1 protein-coding gene (only partly in view) is annotated in these 18,333 nt (G+C 62.8%); it reads right to left on the bottom strand.

Features of this window, described 5'->3' with window-relative positions; all coding sequences use genetic code 11:
* Positions 1–33: 33 nt before the first annotated feature.
* Positions 34–18,333 carry the 3' portion of a non-ribosomal peptide synthetase gene (locus tag VHO05_RS11510; RefSeq protein WP_329646723.1) on the bottom strand. It continues 1,443 nt past the right edge of the window, so only the last 18,300 of its 19,743 coding nucleotides appear in the window; its start codon lies beyond the right edge, outside the window; it ends in the stop codon at positions 34–36.

Below are 18,333 nucleotides of genomic sequence, written 5' to 3'. Positions count from 1 at the left end.
ATCTCGTGATGAAACCGCAATAGCGCACCGACCTCAGCAGCGCCAGCCAAGATCGCGCGCCAAGGCTTCGGCCAAATGGGCGACGGTCGGATCGGCGAGCACCGTGTAGTGATCCCCTGGCAGATCCTCGATCTCTAGGCCGCCCCGAGCGAGCGCTTCCCATCCGCGCGAGCGGTCCGGATGACCGTAAGCCGCAATGTAGAGGCGCGCGGTCGCTTGGCAGGCTTCGGGACGATAGGCGTGGGCCATGAGCATGTTGGCGCGGAAGGTGGCAAAGCGGCTACGAAGCACAGCCTCGTCGACACCGTGCAGATTGGCCGAGAGTTCTGGAACACGATAGAGATCAGCCACAGCGCGCAGGTCCCCGCCGTCGCGGCAACAAAGGCTTTGCGCACCTGTGTCCCCGATCAGATCGCGGGCAAAGGCCCCGAGAACGTCTGCCCCGTCTCCACCCGTCTCCTCGATATCCGCGAGCAGATGCGGCGCGTAACAATCGATGAGCGCCAAGTGCGAGACCTGCTCTCCCGCTGCAAGGAGCTGGCGCGCCAGCTCATAGGCAAGGAGACCGCCAAAAGACCAGCCGCCAAGCCGGTAGGGCCCCATCGGCTGCACGGCTCGAACCGCCTTGAGAGCCGCCGCAGCCCGCTCCGGCAAGTCGGAAGCGCCGATCAAAGCGTCTGAAAGAGTCCCCTCTGCAGCCTGAATTGCATAGATCGGGCCGTTCGCCTCAAATCTCCGCACCAACGGGAGATAGCACGACACGTCCCCTCCCACCGGATGCATCAGGAACAGCGGCGTGCCTTCTCCCTCACGCAGCAAGATCAACGCGGGCTCGCCGAATGCGGGCCCATTCGATGTTTGGTCAACGAGCAGCCGCGCCTGAGCTGCAAGGGTCGGCGCGCCAATTAAGGCGCCCATAGTCAGCTTGAGACCGAAATTCCGGTCGAAAGCGGACAGAAGACGCACCGCCAGTAGCGAATGTCCGCCACATGCAAAGAAGTCGCTGTCACGCGACAGAACAAGATAGTCTGCCTCCGCACCGAACACGTCGCGCCATAGATCTGCGACCCACTCTTCCGTCTCGCTCAAGGGAAGGATGTCCGCGTTGCCCCCTTCCGGCCGAGCCGCCATCGCCAGAGCCAGCAACGCCGCGCGATCCACTTTCCCCGCAGCCGTCACGGGCAACGCATCCAGACGCATGTAGGACGCAGGACACATGTAGCTCGGCAATCGCTGAGCAAGTTCACCTACTACGCGCTCCGCGTCGAAGCTGTTGTCGTCAGCAACAACGAACGCAGCAAGACGGCCGGCAGCCGGAACAACCACGGCCGTCCGCGCACCAATCGCCTCAAGCGCCACCTCAACCTCGCCGAGCTCGACCCGAAATCCTCGGATTTTCACCTGCTGATCAACACGTCCCAGAAATGCCAGCTGCCCGTCCGTCCCGGAAATAAACGCCGCGCGGTCACCCGTGCGATAGAGCCGGCCTGTCCCGAACGGATTGGAAATAAACCGTTCCCCCGTTAGGTCCTCCCTGCCGTGGTAACCCAACGCGAGTCGCGGCCCGCCAATGTAGAGTTCCCCGGCAACGCCCTCCGGCACCGGCTGGCCTCCGGCATCCAGAACATAGATCTCCGTACCGGGCAGCGGCCGTCCGATCGGCACCAAGCCGTCATAGTCGCGCTCGACTTCGTGCGTCGTCGCCGTAATGGTCGCTTCTGTGGGCCCGTATGCGTTGATCAGTCGCGAGTGCGAAAGCGGACCCGAACGCCAGAGGCGAACGACGTCCGGCTTCAGCGCTTCGCCACCGCAGATCAGCAAGCGCGGCACATTTTTGGGCGCCTGCCCGGACATGCTCCATGACGTCAGCACCTCTCCGAGATAGGCGGGAGGCAGATCCGCGACAGTAACGCCGTCGCATTCGAATACGCTGAGAAGCTGCTCAGGGGTCCAGATTTCGCGCCCTCGCATCACGATTGCAGCACCGCAAACCAGCGCGGAAAGACTCTGCTCCAGAGAGGGATCAACGCTGTGCGCGGAGAACTGCAGAATGCGGTCTTCGCTGGTCAACCCGTAACGCTCGATCACCACACGGCAGTGGTGCGCAAGCGCTCCGTGCGAAACGACGACACCCTTGGGTACGCCTGTGGAACCCGACGTGTATATCACGTAAGCGGGGCTCAACGGATCGGCGGTCCGCACCACCCGTGCTTTGCGCTTTCGTATCGCCTCGCACTCCCGATCGATATGGATCGTCAACGGCACGACGATGCCCGTTCTGCCGAAACGAGTCCCGTTCACCTCATCGACGATGATCGCGCGAACGCCTGCATCTTTCAGAACAGCAGCCAAGCGCCCGTCGGGCTGATCGGAATCGATCGGCACATAGACGGCTCCTACGCTGAGAATGGACAGCAACGCGACGATGCTCGATGCATCGCGCTCCAAAAGAACAGCCACCCGATCTCCCGGCATGACGCCGCAAGCCGAGAGATGAGCCGCAAGGCGGTTTGTCTGCACATGCAGTTCGCCGTAGGTCAACGTGTGCGTGCCCGTGACAAGAGCAACGGCATCGGGTTGCCGGGTTGCCGTCGCGGCGATCCAATCGGGGACCGTACCCACCACATCGGGGCAGGGATCAGGCTTTGCAAACCGTTCGAGAATGAATGCGCGCTCTTCGGCCGATAGCATCTCCAAAGCAGCCACGGGCGTCTCAGACGCAGCCGAAATTGCCGACACCAATGCAACGAGATGATCGAGCATACGTTCGATGCGATTTGCCTCGAACTGCGCGCAATCGTAGTTCGCAACGATACGCAGCCCCTCCCCCTCCTCGAACATCTCGAAGCCGAGCAAATCGCCGCCTTGTTGCCGGACGGAAGCAACATGCTCCACGCCGGCCGGGAGCGGCCTGTCATCGTAGTAGTTCTGATAGGCGTAGCTGACGTGAAAGAGCGGCCCGTCCTGCGGCGTCCGCCCCAGCATCCGCGCCAGCGCCGCGAACGGAACGCCGGCATGATCCAGCGCTTCCGTCATACGCTCCTGAACTCCGGATATCAGAGACGCCGCGGGTTCTGAGCCTGATACGGCAGATCGCATGAGCACCACGTTCGCGAAGCAGCCGACACTGTCCTCGAACCGCCGCGACATACGACCCATAACCGGCATTCCAACCAAAATGTCGTTGGAACTTGTGTAGCGGTAGAGCAGCGCGTTCAAAGCTCCGAGATAGAATGCGGCTGTGCTCGCCCCTAAGGCACTCGCTGTCACACGCACGCGCCGAACCAACTCGGGGTCCACCACCCGCTCCACACTTGCCGCCTCGAAGGTCTGCCCGAGGGCCGTCGAGCCAAACCGTGGGAAATCGAGCGTCGGCAAATCACCCGAAAGGCGCTCCTTCCAGTAGGCGACCTGCGCTCTCCCCTTTTCGGACGCGAGATGCGCACGCTCGACCGCAACGAACTCCTGGAAGTCGGCGGGCGGCAGGAGTTCGAGACTGCCACCGCTCGCCACAATACGAGCGTAAGCTTCCCAAAGTGTCCGCGCCACGATCGTAGCCGACAAGCCGTCGATGGCGATATGATGCACGACGATGAGCACAAGCATCCGGTCATCGGCTCCGGACGCTCGGATCAGCTCGACACGGATCGGCGGCCCAGCCGAAAGATCGAAAGGTTTCGCGACACGCTTGCGCAGGAACGTTGTCTCCTCCGCGCCAGCCGGCATCACCACGTCGACGACCGGGACTGGGTCCAACTCGTCGCTGACACGCGGCCCGCTATCCTCTTCGACGAACCTGCGCGCAAGAATCGGATAACGCTTCAAAATGACCCCGAGCGCGCGCTCAAACGCACGCACATCGATGCACGCGACACGGAACGCCAGCGGCACATTGTAGGTGCTAATGTTTGGATTGAGCTGCTGCTCCACCCAGAGCCCAAGCTGCGCTTCCGAGAGGTCTCCACGCCCAGACTCAGAAGCGGCCTCTGGAACACCGGACGTCAAACCGCTTCTCCGGCGCGTCTCGATCAAAGTGGCGAGCGCGTTCACACTGTCGTGCACGGCAAGATCGCGATGCGACACCTCTACGCCCAGCTCATCCCCGAAAAGGCGGATCAGGCGCATCGCGAAGATGGACGCCGCACCGAGATCACGGAACGGCGCGCCAGCCGGGATCGCATCACGTGCCAACCCGGTCTCGTCGGCAAGCGCATCCACGATCATCTCGCGGACAGAGCGCGCCTGATGCATCTCGCACACAACTTCGTAGCCACGCGACGAACGGGACGATGCCGGGCTCGAAATCCAGTGCCGCGTGCGCGCAAATGGGTAGACCGGGAGGACCAAGGGCGGGCCGCCGGCATCGTCCGTACCGTCGTCCAATTCCGTCGAAGCGTCGCCGTCGGAGGCCCCTCCGCACCAAGCCGAGAGCTTCCTAAGTAGCTCGTTACGATCAGACGCAACAAACTCGACCGAGTGGTCGAACCGTTCGCGGCCGAGCCGCAACGTCGCGCTGAGCCGCGCCAAAGGCATTTCGCGATCGGCGGCCACATAATCGCGGATCTGGCGAACAACGGCGGCAAGCCCCTCGTTAGAGTGGGCAGAGAACGGAAAACGCCAAGGTCCATCCGCTTTCTGCGCGGCCGTCCGAGATAGCTCGGGCGCTTCTTCCAGAATGAGATGCACATTGGTGCCCCCCGCACCGAACGAGCTAATAGCCGCGCGCAACGGCAAATTCGGCTCGATCCGCCTCCAGGGTGCAAGTTCCTTGTGGAGCGTGAACGGCGAGCCATCGAACTCCAATTCGGGATCAACAGAGCCCACCGACGCCATGGGCGCGAGCATGCGATGCTCAAGCTGGAACAGGCATTTCGTGAGCTGGGCTAGACCCGAAGCCGCTTCCGCGTGCCCCATGTTCGACTTCACCGAGCCTATTGCGCAGAAACTCGTTTCGGATGTGAAGGCACGAAAAGCACGTGTCAGAGCCCGAAGCTCGATCGCATCGCCGAGAGCCGAGCCTGTCGCCGCGGCTTCAACATATCCGACGGTGCGCGGATCGATGCCGGCGTCCCTGAAGTTGCCCTCGATGAGTTCGCGTTGCGCTTCAGCGCTCGGAACGCCATAACCCGCCGAGCGACCCGAGTGGTTGACGGCAGTACCCTTGATGACGCCGAGAACGAGGTCGCCCGCTGCCAGCGCGTCGGAAAGCGGCTTGAGCAGAACCGCACCGACGCCTTCCGCAGGAAGGTAGCCGTCGCCTCCCATGAAGGCACGGCTGCCCGGATGACTGCCGACAAGCCCGGCCTCGCTAAGGGCAACGTATTTGTCCGGATGGATGGATAGGTTGACGGCACCGGCGATAGCGAGCTTGCACTCACCACGCCGCAAAGCCTGGCAAGCCAGATGTATCGCCTCGAGACCGGAAGAGCACATCGAGTCGACAGCGACGCTCGGTCCCTTGAAATCGAAGAAGTATGAAACGCGATTGGCGAGCGAAGCTTGCGAAGCCAGCATCAGAATTGCACGGTCGCGCGCCTCCGCGTCGAAGGCGCGATACTGCTGGGACATTGTCCCAACGAAGACACCGACTTTCGCGCCGTACTCGTCTTGAATACGCCGCCGCGTATGGCCACCGCGCTCAAGCAAATGCCAAGCCGCTTCGAGAAAGAGGCGCTCCTGGGGATCCATCCGCTCTGCTTCGCGCGGCGAGATACCGAAGAAGGCGGCATCGAAAAGATCGACCCCGGAAAGAAATCCGCCCCAACGGCAATAGCTCTTACCCGGCACGCCCTTGCCCTGCGCATAGGTTTCTTCGGCGTCCCAGCGACTGGCCGGAATTTCTGTGACGAGATCGCGGCCATCCCGAATAGCCTCCCACAGCTCCTCGGGAGTATCCGCACCGGGATAGCGGCCGGTAACCGCAACGACAGCAATGTCCGTTTCTACGGGCGCCGGCTGCGGCGAGGATGGATCCAGCCTGACCTCGCTGACAGGCTGATCTTCTGCAAACGTGCGCGCACTTGAAAACGCCGAACCATGCGTCTCCAGAAACACCGCCGCCAGTTTTGAGACGGTGGGATACTCGAACAACAACGTTTTGGGGAGCGGACCGAGCTTCGCCTCGAAGGCATCGACGATGTGCAACGCCGAGACGGAATCGAGACCGTAACGATCGAACGTCTCGTTGGGATCGATTCGCTCGACGGGCACTTTGAGAACGCCCGAGATTTCAGCGGCGACGAATCCGGTGACCGACTTTTGGATCTCGAGCGGTGGAACAGCCGCCGTAACCACGCGCGCGGACTTCTCAACTGTCGCGCCTTCTCTGGTGAGCGTCTCCCGCAACCGGGAATGATCGCCTTCGAGGATCAGAACCTGCGAAAGGCCATCGGCTCGCGCCGCCGCGACCGCCGCATCGAGGGCAGCCAAGCCCATGTCCGTTTCGAGCGGAACAGCGCCGGCGACACGCGCCATCGCATCGATCGCCGTCTGCGGCATGACCATGCCGCCGTCGCGCCAATAGGGCCAATCGATCGAAAGCGTGAGCCCGCGCCGCTGCCCCTTTGCGACGAGCGTATTCCGTCGCTCTGCAAACGCATCCATGAACGCGTTCGCGGCGGCGTAGGCCCCTTGTCCGGCATTGCCGAGAGCGCCCGCGGCGGACGCGAACAAAAGCATGAAATCGAGATCACAGCCGGCGCTGGCCGCATCGAGCACCGCCAACCCCGTCACCTTGGGAGCCAGGACGTCATTGAGATCGCGCGGGCTCTTGCGAACCAGCAGCATGTCGCGCGTGAGGCCCGCAGCATGCACGATCCCATCCAGCCTTCCCGATCGCGCCTTGATTTCGGCAATCAGCGTTGCGACCGCGGAAGCGTTCGTCACATCGGTACGGCAGTGAACGACCGTTGCATCGAGTTTCGCCAGATGCACACGGACAGCGTCTGATAGCACCGAGCGGCTCGTCAACCACACCGTAGGCCGCTTCACTGCCGTAGCAATGTGTTCAGCAACGTGAAGACCGAGGCCTCCCGCGCCACCGGTCAAGAGATAGACGCCACCATCTTTCCAAGGCCCCGGAGATTTTGTCGCTCGACACTCTCTCCAATGGCGCACGGTCCGCTGTCCGCGTTCGTAGCGGATGTCCGTATCCGCACTCGCGGCGTCTGCCTCAAGCAGGCTCGCCAGATCACTCGGCTCGTCGACCGCGATGAACTGGTACCGCAATCCCCGCTGTTCCTGCATCGCAGTGCGCAGGAGACCGCTCAGTCCTTCCAACAACGCGCCGTCGCCATTGCGTGGCGCTACCACCTGCACCAGCGTCGAGAACAGCCGTTGCTTGAACAGATCCTGCAGCTTGATGAGGAGCTCTTCCGCAAAGCCAGCGTACCTCTTTTCCACTGATGCGCCGTCCGAACGCAGCTCGTGACACTCCACCCGCCCTATGCGATCGCCGAGACCCATACCGCACGAGAGAATGATGCGCCGCGCTTCCAGATCATGGCGAAGCGTGGCCCGTTCAGGGCGCCACTCCGGCGTAAAGAGAAGCGGCAGCTTTGGATGCGAAAGTGACGTGTGTTTGGCCGACGGCTCAGAAATCGCCATTTGGGCCATATCCACACCCGGCACCCAGTAGGTCTCGCGGGCGAACGGATAGGTCGGAAGACTGATCTTCCTTGGTGGGCTACGCCACATCCGCACCCAATCGACACAAGCACCCGACACCCAGCCCCGCGCAATCGCATCAAGATCGCGCCCTTCTATGGAAGCCGTAGAAACATCAGCCATCCCCGCCTTCCGGGCACCGCGGTAGACGCCGGACGCATCGCCATTGAGCGCGGCTTGCAGCTTGCCGCGCAATTCAGCCCGCGACGCCGCGACGACGGCAAGCCGCACCTCGAAAGCTTCGCGACCGTTCTGAAGCACGTGCGCCGCGGACGGAAGCGCATCCTCGTCCATGTCGACAAGCGCGGCCACGAATAGGTCGACGACCCGCCGGAGGGCTGCCTCATCACGCGCCGAAAACGGAAAGACAAACGGCCCCGGGTGTACGGCGGTGCCGCGCGGCGCGTCGTACTCCTCGATGACCACATGCGCGTTCGAGCCGCCTGCCCCAAAAGACGACAGCCCGGCGATACGAGATCCTTCCTCGCCATCAGCCAAACGAGGCCGCCGCCACGCTTCCTGTTGCTGCTGGACGTCGAACGGCGAAGATTTGAAATCGATGCCGGGATTGAGAACATCCGAATGCAATGACGGCACCAGCGTCCGGTGCTTCATCTGCAGAAGCACTTTCGTCAGTCCCGCGATACCTGCCGCGCTCTCGGCGTGCCCGATGTTCGACTTCACCGACCCTATACGACAAAAACCCGCCTCCGGCGTGTCACTCCGATAGGCGCTCGACAGCGCGGCAATCTCGATCGGATCGCCGAGCTTGGTACCCGTGCCATGCGCTTCCACATAGCTGACCTGTCGCGGTTCGACGCCGGCCTTGCCGAGCGCGCGGCGGACAACAGCCGACTGCGCTTGCGGATTCGGCACCGTATAGCCGTTGGTTTTGCCGCCGTGATTGAGAGCCGAACCGCGGATCACACCGTAGATCTGATCTCCGTCGGCCACAGCCCGATCCAGCCGCTTCAGAACAACCGCACCCACGCCTTCGCTAGGTACGTAGCCATCACCGCCCGCACCGAAACTCTCGCAGCGGCCGGTGCTGGACATGAACCGCCCCTGCGCCAGCGCCAGATATTTGTTCGGATGCAGCGACAGATTAACGCCGCCCACAATCGCTGCCGAACAAGATCCGAGGGCGATGCTCTCGCACGCGAGATGAAGTGCGGAGAGTGACGACGAGCACATGCTATCAACGGCCAGGCTCGGGCCGTTGAAATCGCAGAAGAAGGAAACGCGGTTGGCAATCGAGGCGGGACTCCCGCCGAGCGCCATGGCGTCACCCGCGGCCGTTCGCTCGGCGCCGTAGAGCTGATAGTCCTCCCACATGACGCCGACGAACACACCGACGTCTCCACCACCACCGAGAAACGCCCGCGTATATCCGGCATCCTCGATGGCTTCAAAGGCACACTGCAGGAACAAGCGTTCCTGCGGATCCATGAATGGCGCTTCTCGCGGAGAGATGTTGAAGAAGAGCGGATCGAACTCGGCGACGCCGTCGACGAAACCACCCCACTTTCCGCCCTCGCTGTTCTGGAACGCAGTCGACCGGCTGGCGCCCCACCGATGCGCCGGAACCTCCGTCACGCAGTCCCTGCCCGACGCCAGATTGTCCCAAAACCCTTTGAGATCGCGGGCACCCGGATAGCGCCCGGCAAGACCGACGATAGCAATCGGCGTATCGAGTTCGGCCTTCTGCGCCGGACCCGGCACAACGGCGGACGCCGTGACAGGCGGTGAAGCCGCGCCAAAGACCGTCCTCAGTTTCTCGCCGTGGTGCTCGACAAAATAGCCGAGTACAGCCCCAAGCGTCCTGTGCTCGAAGAACAACGTTTTCGGAAGCGGACCGAACGTCTTTTCGAGCTCGTCCGTCAGCCGGACGATCAGCATCGAGTCGATGCCATAGGCATCGAGAGACGCATCGAGTTCGATCTGACTTCGCGAAATTCCGGTTTCTGCAGCGACGATCCCCGTCAGGAAACGGGCGCCGGCATCCCGAAGGGTGTCTTCGGATTCGCGCGGCACAGTCTTGCCCGGAAGAACACGCGCCGTGAACCCGATGAAACGAACGGCAACCTGCCCATGCTTGTCCGAAAGATCGATATCGATCTTGCGGAGTGTGCCCGCCCCCGGTCGCACGCGAGCATGCGCCCACATCTCGCCAGCGGTCGGCCCGAACACCTCGAGGCGATCCAAAGCAAACGGAACGGCCGTGCTCCCGTCATTGGTCTCCGCATAGAGTGCCATGCAGCTCTGCAGCGCGCCGTCCAGAATGCTTGGATGCAAAAGGAAATCGCGGCTCTCTTGATCGGCAGCAGACGGCAACGCCAACCGCGCTAGGATCTCGCCGGACCCGCAATCGATCTGCACGACGGAGCGGAACAAAGGCCCATACGCCATCCCGATCGCGGCGTAACGCCCGTAGAGCCACGAGGGCGAGCGGGCTTCAGCGCATCTCTTGCGGATCGCACCAAGGTCCAGCGGAGCAACCGGTTCAGGCACGTCGCCAAATCGGCCCTGCGCCGAGACAACCGAATTTCCTTCCTTTCCAGCGAACAGTCGGAAACTCTTCTCGTCGGCTTCAATACGCGCAACAGCGTCCTTCGCAGCGTTGACCGGCTTCAACCAGACAATCTGCGCGAGCGACAAAGGTCCGAACCGGCCGGACGCCCCCCGCGCCAGCTCAAGCGTCATCACGCCCGGCAACACCGGGACGCCAGCAATCTGATGATCGCGAAGGTAAAAGCGCTCAGGATCGAGACTAAGCCCACCGGACGGGGCGTTGTTAGAAGCGACCGGCTCGGCACTTCTCGGAACGTGTCCACTCCGGAAAATCTCGCGAGCAAAGGGATAGGTCGGCAGGTGCAGACGGCGCCGCCGCGACGGATCGAACCGCACCCAATCGACCTCACCGCCTCGAACCCAATGTGCCGCGATCGCGTCCGCCGAGACATCCCCTGCGACGCCCGTCGAAAGCCCGCTACCCGCCGCCCCTTGCACCTCATGTTGAGGGGCACCCGCAACAAACCGCTCCAGGGCCGACTTGAGATCATCGAATGAGTTCACAACGAACGCAGCGCGCTGCTTGAAGTGTGTTCGCCCCGTTTGAAGCGTGAACGCAAGATCGTCGAGGCCTACAGAACTTTCCTTGCTGAGATAGCCCAGAAGCCGCCGCGCCTGATCGGCCAGACGTACGCCGTCGCGAGCTGACAGCGGCACCACGACCTTTCCTTTTGAAGGGGGCGATGACGCGCTGCGTTCCACATACTCTTCGAGTACAACGTGTGCGTTCACACCGCCAAACCCGAAGCTGCTGATACCGGCGCGCAGCGGGAGATCTCGTCCCTCAGCATCGCGAACGGCTCGCCAAGGCTGCGCCTCGCGCACGACAAAGAATGGACTGCCCGAGAGATCGATGTACGGATTTTGCGGTTCGCTGTGGAGGCTCGGCGCCAACGTGCGGTGACGAAGCTGCAGCAAAACCTTGATCAGACCCGCAATACCCGCTGCCAGTTCAAGATGCCCGATATTGGTCTTTACCGATCCGATGCCGCATCCCGGCGTACCGTAGCCGACCGGCCCGCCGTCCTTCGCCAGCCTGGCGAAGGCGGACTTGAGCGCATTGATTTCCACCGGATCGCCAAGCGCCGTCCCCGTGCCATGGGCTTCGATGTAGCCAACGGTCTGAGGATCGATTCCAGCACCGCCATAGGCCCTTACGATAACATCCGCCTGCGCCGTGGTGTTGGGTGCCGTGAGTGAGTTGGCGCGCCCGCCGTGATTGACCGCGCTACTCCGCACCACGGCATAGATGGAATCGCCGTCGCGCTCCGCTTCCGATAGGCGCTTCAGCACCACCACGCCGACGCCTTCGCCGCGAACATAACCGTTGGCATCACGCGAAAACGTTTTGCACGCGCCATCCGGCGATAGCATACCTGCCTTGGAGAAACTGATATGTCCGGCAGGCACGACGAGCGTATTGACGCCGCCCACCACTGCGAAATCGCAATCCCCGGCTCTCATGGCCTGGATGGCGCGGTGTAGCGCAACGAGAGAACTCGAGCATGCGGTCTCCACCGGCTCGCTTGGCCCGTGCCAGTCGAGAATGTAGCTCACGCGGTTTGGACCGACCGAAGGCACCGATCCCGTGGCGACATAGCTCTCCGCACCCGCGTCCTCGGACGGTGCTTCCAACCCGCTCGACATCGTACCGACGAACAAGCCGACCGCTTTCCCAGCGAAACTCCGAGGTGCATATCCTGCATCCTCGAGGGCCTTCCACACATGCATCAGCATGAGCGTCTGCTGAGGGTCCATCAGCTTCGCCTCGCGGGGCGAGATGCCAAAAAACAACGGATCGAATTCGAACACCCCGTCAATGAAGCCGCCGAACTTGATGTCGGTCCTGTTGCTCTCCGTCTTGGGATCGCCGTAATACGCGCGCCAATCCCAACGATCCGCAGGAATCTCCTGGATCGATGCGCGGCCCTGCGAGAGATTCTCCCAATAGGCATCGGCATCCGCGGCACCGGGGAAGCGGCAGCTCAGTCCGACGATTGCAATCGGGTCGTCCGCAGGATCGGACCGGTGCGAACCGACGGGCGCCGCTGGAACTGGCGAAGCCTGCGGCACTTCTACCGGTTCTGAAACGTGCCGAAGAACGGCACTCTGAGCGACGTGACGCGCGAGGCGATCGAGCGTCGAAAACTCGAAAAAGTCCGCCGGCGTCAGAGACAGCCCGAGTTCCTCGTTCACCTTCATGGCGAAGCCGGTCATGGTGATGGAGTCGAATCCGAACTCGCCAAGTTCCGTGTCGGAATCAAGAACCGAAGTCTCGGTTTCCAGAAGCCGGGCCGCGATGAGAGTCAGGCGGTCCAGCATCGCCCGCGCCGCGTCGTGTCCCAGGTCCTTCGCCGCGTCCGAACGAACAGGTGCCACCGCCTCGGCATATCCGGAGCGATCAGGTTGGACCGTCCCGGCCGTCTGCTGCCCTGGCAGGCTCGCAATATGCCGCGCCAGACGATCCAGTGTCGCAAACTCGAAGAAATCTGCGGGCGTCAGCGAAAGGCCCAGCTCTTCGTTCACCTTCGTTGCAAAGGTCGTCATCGAGATGGAATCGAAACCGAATTCTCCAAGCTCGGTGTCGGACTCCAGCGCAGACACATCGGTTTCAAGCAGCTTCGCGGCAATGGCGGCAAGACGATCCCGTATCGCCAGAGTTGGGTCGCGCGAGACACTTGGCGAAGCGCTCGGCCGCGTCGAGGCCTCCAGGGCCTCCAAAGGCGCAACTGACGAAACAACACGCGGCTGCAGCGCATCGGCCTGAGCCGCTTCTAAGACGCGCGGCCAGTAGGACGTGCGCGCGAATGGATATCCCGGCAACTTCACGTGACGTGGAGGATGCGTGCCGTAAAGCGTGCGCCAGTCGAACGGAAGACCGCGCACCCAAAGCTCGAGGAGAACGTCAAGACGCCCGCGCTTCGGCAAGCTCGACAACGCAAGACGCACATCGGCATCACTGTCGAGCGCGGACAGGACGTCGCGATTGGACTTCGTGCGGCCCGTCAACACCCCGCCATCGGCCTGTCCGGCGATGAAGCGCGAAAGCTGCGGGCGCACCTCGTCAATGCTGGAGACCACGAACGCGAGACGGTGCTCCATCGCATCGCGGCACGTCTGAAGCGTGAACGCGAGGCCGGGCAGCTCTGCATCCGACCAATCGCGGATCGCTTCTTGGAGACGGCGCGCGCTTTCCACGAGCGCGTCTGCCGTCCGCGCCGAGAGGACAATCGCGTAAGGACCCGGCTCAGCGCGGGACTCAATGTCGGCGCGACTCGAAGAAACGTATTCCTCGACGACCACATGCGCGTTGCTTCCCCCGAATCCGAACGAGCTGACACCCGCGCGTCGCGGCAATTCGCCGCCTTCGGCATCCAGCGGCCGCGCCCACGGAGCGTTCTCGCGAATGACGCGGAAAGGACCGCCTTCAAGCTTGAGATACGGATTGAGCGTCTGACAGTGGAGCGTACGCGCAAGCGTACCGTGCTTCATCTGGAGCAGGACTTTGATGAGACCGGCCGCCCCCGCGCCCACCTCTAGATGACCGATATTGGACTTCACAGAGCCGATGCCGCACGACATCGGCGGCATCGGACCAAAACGCGCCTCCGCTTCGCTCGAAAGCGCAGAGAATGCCGTGCGCAGTGCCTCAATCTCGATCGGGTCACCAAGCGGCGTACCCGTGCCGTGAGCCTCGATGTAGCTCACCGTTCTTGGGTCGAACCCAGCGCGGCGATAAGCCTGCATGAGCAGCGCCGCCTGGGCCTTCGGATTTGGTGCCGTAAGCGAGCTCGCGCGACCGCCATGATTTTCGGCGCTGCCCCTGACAACGGCGAGAATGTGATCACCGTCTCGCTCTGCATCTTCGAGGCGCTTGAGGAAGACGAGGCCGATACCCTCGGCGCGCCCATACCCATCCGCATGAGCCGAGAACGGCTTCGAGCGCCCATCCTTGCCGAGCATCCCTGCTTTGGCAAAGCTCTCAAACAGGTTCAGCGAAAGAAGCGCATTCATGCCCCCGGCGATTGCCGCTTCGCAATCCCCCGCCTGGATCGCGGCCACGGCGCGGTGAATAGCCACCAGCGCACTTGAACAGGCTGTCTCGATTGCCAGACTGGGCCCCGAGAAGTTGAAGTAAAAGCTCGCGCGGTTGGGCGCCACGGACGGAGCCAACCCTGCTCCGGAATAGCCTTCCGTTTTTTGGCCCGCCTCGTCGAGCAACTGGGCATATCCGCTGGTGCTGACGCCCATGAATATGCCGATGTTCGCCCCTGACAGACTGCGGGGCGCATATCCGGCGTCTTCCAAAAGCCGCCAGGTTTGCTGAAGCATCAGCCGCTGCTGCGGGTCCATTGCCCGCGCTTCCGGAGCCGAGATCCCGAAGAAGGCCGCGTCAAACTCGTCAAGGCCGCGAATGAAGCCCCCGCGCGGCACCTCGCCACCGAACGGGGACTTGATCCAGCGGTTAACCGGAGCCTCTCCGATGGCATCGTGTCCTTTGAGCACATTCTGCCAAAGCGCCTCGGGATCGTCCGCACCAGGGAACGTGCCGCTCATGCCGACGATGGCGATCGCCCCCGCTCTGAGCGAAACCGGCGCCATACTCGGAGCAGCAGGATTTGACCCAGACGCCGAAACACGAACGGAAGGCTGTGGCACCTCTTGCGCCGGAACCTGCTCCGCCCGCGCGGTGACACCGAGGGCCGAAGAGACTACGCGTGCGTGCTCCCGTGCAAAATGCGATGCCAACTCGCCGAGCGTCGGATGCTCGAAGAACAGCGTGGGAACAATCGAAAGCCCGAAGCGTTCGCTCAGCGCGTTGGCGAACTGTGTGAAAGAAATGGAATCGAAGCCGTATTCCGTGAGCTCGATCTCCGGCGCGAGATCGGAGACCGCCACTTTGAGCTGCGCGGATACGCGTTGCTTCAGCTCCGATAGGATCCGGCGTTCAAGCTCCGCCGCATCGATTTCGTCACCTTGCCTCGGCGTGATCACCGCTGGCTCCACTTCACGACTGGCTTCGTCGAGCAACAGGCTATCGATCCTGGCGGGATCGCCCGAGATCACCATGACCTGGGGTTCGCCACTCGCCAACGCGTCGTAAAGCGCGGCGAACCCTGCTTCGCGCTCAAGCGCGGTAAAGCCCGTCGCCCGCGTCATCTGGCGTTCGACCGAGGGCGGCACGCGCATTCCGCCGTCTCGCCATAGCGGCCAATCGATTGTCAATGTGCGCCCATGGCAATCGCCCCGCGTGCGACGGGCTTCACGCTCCTTTGCGAAGACGTCGAGAAACGCATTGGCCGCGCCGTAGTCTATCTGCCCCGGGTTTCCCAGCGCACCGGAGATCGAACCGAACAGAAGGAAAAGATCGAGCTCCTCCTCGCCGATCGCACGATCCAGATGTGCCGTACCCGCCACCTTCGGACCGAGCACCCGGGCGAAACTGTCCGGCGTTTTTCTTGCGACAGCGCCGTCATCGATGACACCCGCCGCGTGAAGAACACCGTTGAGGCGGCCAAAGCGAGCGCGAATGTCCGCAACGACGCGCGTCACCGCATCGGCATCCGTCACGTCGAAGGCAACGCGCTCGATGTGCGCGCCACTTTCCGCCAACTTTGAAAACGCGTCGTCCGACGACGGCCCGCCGGCGCTTCGACCTGCCAGAACAAGTGTCACGCCGGACGCCCACGAGGCGATCTCGTTTGCGAACATTCGGCCGAGCGCGCCACCACCTCCGGTAATCAGATAGACACCGCCGTCGCGCCACGGATGCGACGCGCCAAGGGACGGACGAGGCAATTTTCGCCATCCGGCTGTCAGCGGACCAGACCCTCCCGCGCGGATATGATGGAACCCTGGACGAAACGTGTGCTCTTCAAGATGCCAAGCCAGCACAACCGGAGACGCGTCTTTATCTGCGACGATCAGCTGGCAGGTCAGCCCCGATATCTCATGCTGCGCGCTCTTCAGAAGGCCCGATAGCGCTGCGAGCATTTCATCGTCAGAGGGAACGACAACTTGCAGCAGCGATCCCCCCACGCGATTTGCAATCGTCCGAACGTGCGAAAAGACGTCTTGCGCGAAGCTTGCAAATCGGTGCGCGGGATCGGCAGCAGCGGTTTCGAGGCCGTGACAGGTCCAGTGGGGCAACGCCTGCGCAACGGCGTTGGCATCTGCAGAGAAACGCCCGCACAACAATGCTATGCGCTGCGCAGAACCGAGAGCCTGCGTCCGCTCGGCGGCAGCGAGGGGACGCCAATCAGGAACGAAAAGCATAGTATTCTCGTCCCCAAATGTAGGGGCTGAGGCATGTGCGGACGGGCTGGCGCCCCGTGGCACGAATCCGGTCATGCGCACGCAAACTGCGCCGTCGCCATCCAGCAGATCCAGATCAAACGCGTTTCCACTTTTTCTGGACTGTCCCTTGCCGGAAACGCGCGCGACGACGGTCATCGCTGACACACACGGCCCGAAGATCTCGACGCGGTCGAGCATGAAAGGAAGAGCCGCGCCTTGTGTATGAGCGCCTTCTTCATCGAAGGCCCACCCGGCGACACACTGGAACGCTCCATCCATGAGGCTCGGATGGAGAATGGTGTCCGCGTCATAGGCCGCGCCCGCAAAACGCAAACGCCCGAAGATTTGCCGTTGTCCCTCAGTGCTGCGGCCCCGTGCGAGGGACACGACGGGCCGATGTGACGGCCCCATTGCCATGCCCATCGTCTGCAGCCTGGCATAGAAGCGAGCGCCATCGATGGCATCCGGGTGCTCAGCTTCAAGTCGCGCGAGGTGGTAAGCGCCAGCCGCCTCGCTAACCTTTGGCACCGCGCGTGCCTGCGCGTGCACGTCGCGCCGTCCGTCGGCGTCAATGCGGATCACTTCGATGCGGGGGTACGGAACCGCCCCCCGTGTCACTTCGACCTCGATGTCAGTCGGTACCGTGACAACGAGCGGCCGCAGCCAGACGACCTGCCCCAAGTCAGCGTCGAGCCCCTCCGCCGCCATGGCCCGGCGCATGATCTCGAGATAAACGACTCCTGGCAGCGTCGGCGAGCCGTTCACGCGGTGATCGCACAAGAACGAAATGTCTGGCGTGAGGCGCAAGCCGTAGCGCCCAGGCCCCTTCTTTTGCAGTGTGAAGACACCACCCACCATCTCAGGTGCATCGAGCCCGGTGGTAACGGGCAACGCAGCAGCTTCCGGCAACCAGAAGCGCTTCCGCTGAAACGCATAGGTCGGAAGAGATACGCGCCGTAGGGTCTGCCCGCGATTGAGGTCCTCCCAATCGACAGCGCCACCCTCGACCCAATGGGCGGCAAGTGCGCAAAGATCACTGCTCTGGTCCGTCAAACGCTGTCCGGCTCGTCTGGCCCTGCGCTCGACTGTTCCGGCAAACACACCGGCGTTGCTGCCCTCTGCGAATGCGCAAAGGCGATGGCCCAACTCATCCTTGCTGCCAACGACACAGGCGAAGCGCACGCGCATCGCGTCTCGTCCGCGCTGAAGCGTGTGCGCGATGTCAGCCAACAACTGCGCGCTGCCGGCCGCGCTGTCGAGGTGAGCAGCAAGCCGCCGCGCTGCTTCGCGCAAGGCGGCCTCGTTGCGGGCCGACAGCGGAACGATCCACGGTCCCCCAACATCCCGCGCGATCGGCCGATCGAAAGATTGGTACTCTTCGATCACCACGTGAGCGTTCGCTCCTCCAGCACCGAACGAGCTGACGCCTGCCCGGCGCGGAACATCAAATCCTTCGACGACTGGACGCACCCAATCGCGCGGCGCGTCGAGCAAATAGAACGGCGAGCCGCGCAGATCGATCAGCGGGTTGGGTTCGTCGCAGTGCAATGATTTCCAGAGCTTACCGGCCCGCAGCCCGAGCAGCACCTTGATGACGCCAGCGATGCCCGCAGTCGTCTCGGTGTGCCCGATGTTCGACTTCACGGACCCAAGCCCGCAATAGGGAATATCCGGCTCGGGAAGCCTTTGCTCAGTTGCCAGATCTGCGAACGCCGCCTTCAGGCCTTCGATCTCGACGGGGTCACCAAGCGCCGTACCAGTGCCGTGACATTCGATGTAGGAGATCGTGCGCGGATCGAA

The organism is Hyphomicrobium sp. (assembly GCF_036262015.1).
Classification (GTDB): Bacteria; Pseudomonadota; Alphaproteobacteria; order Rhizobiales; family Hyphomicrobiaceae; genus Hyphomicrobium_C.
This window is presented reverse-complemented; position numbering and strand designations above follow the sequence as displayed.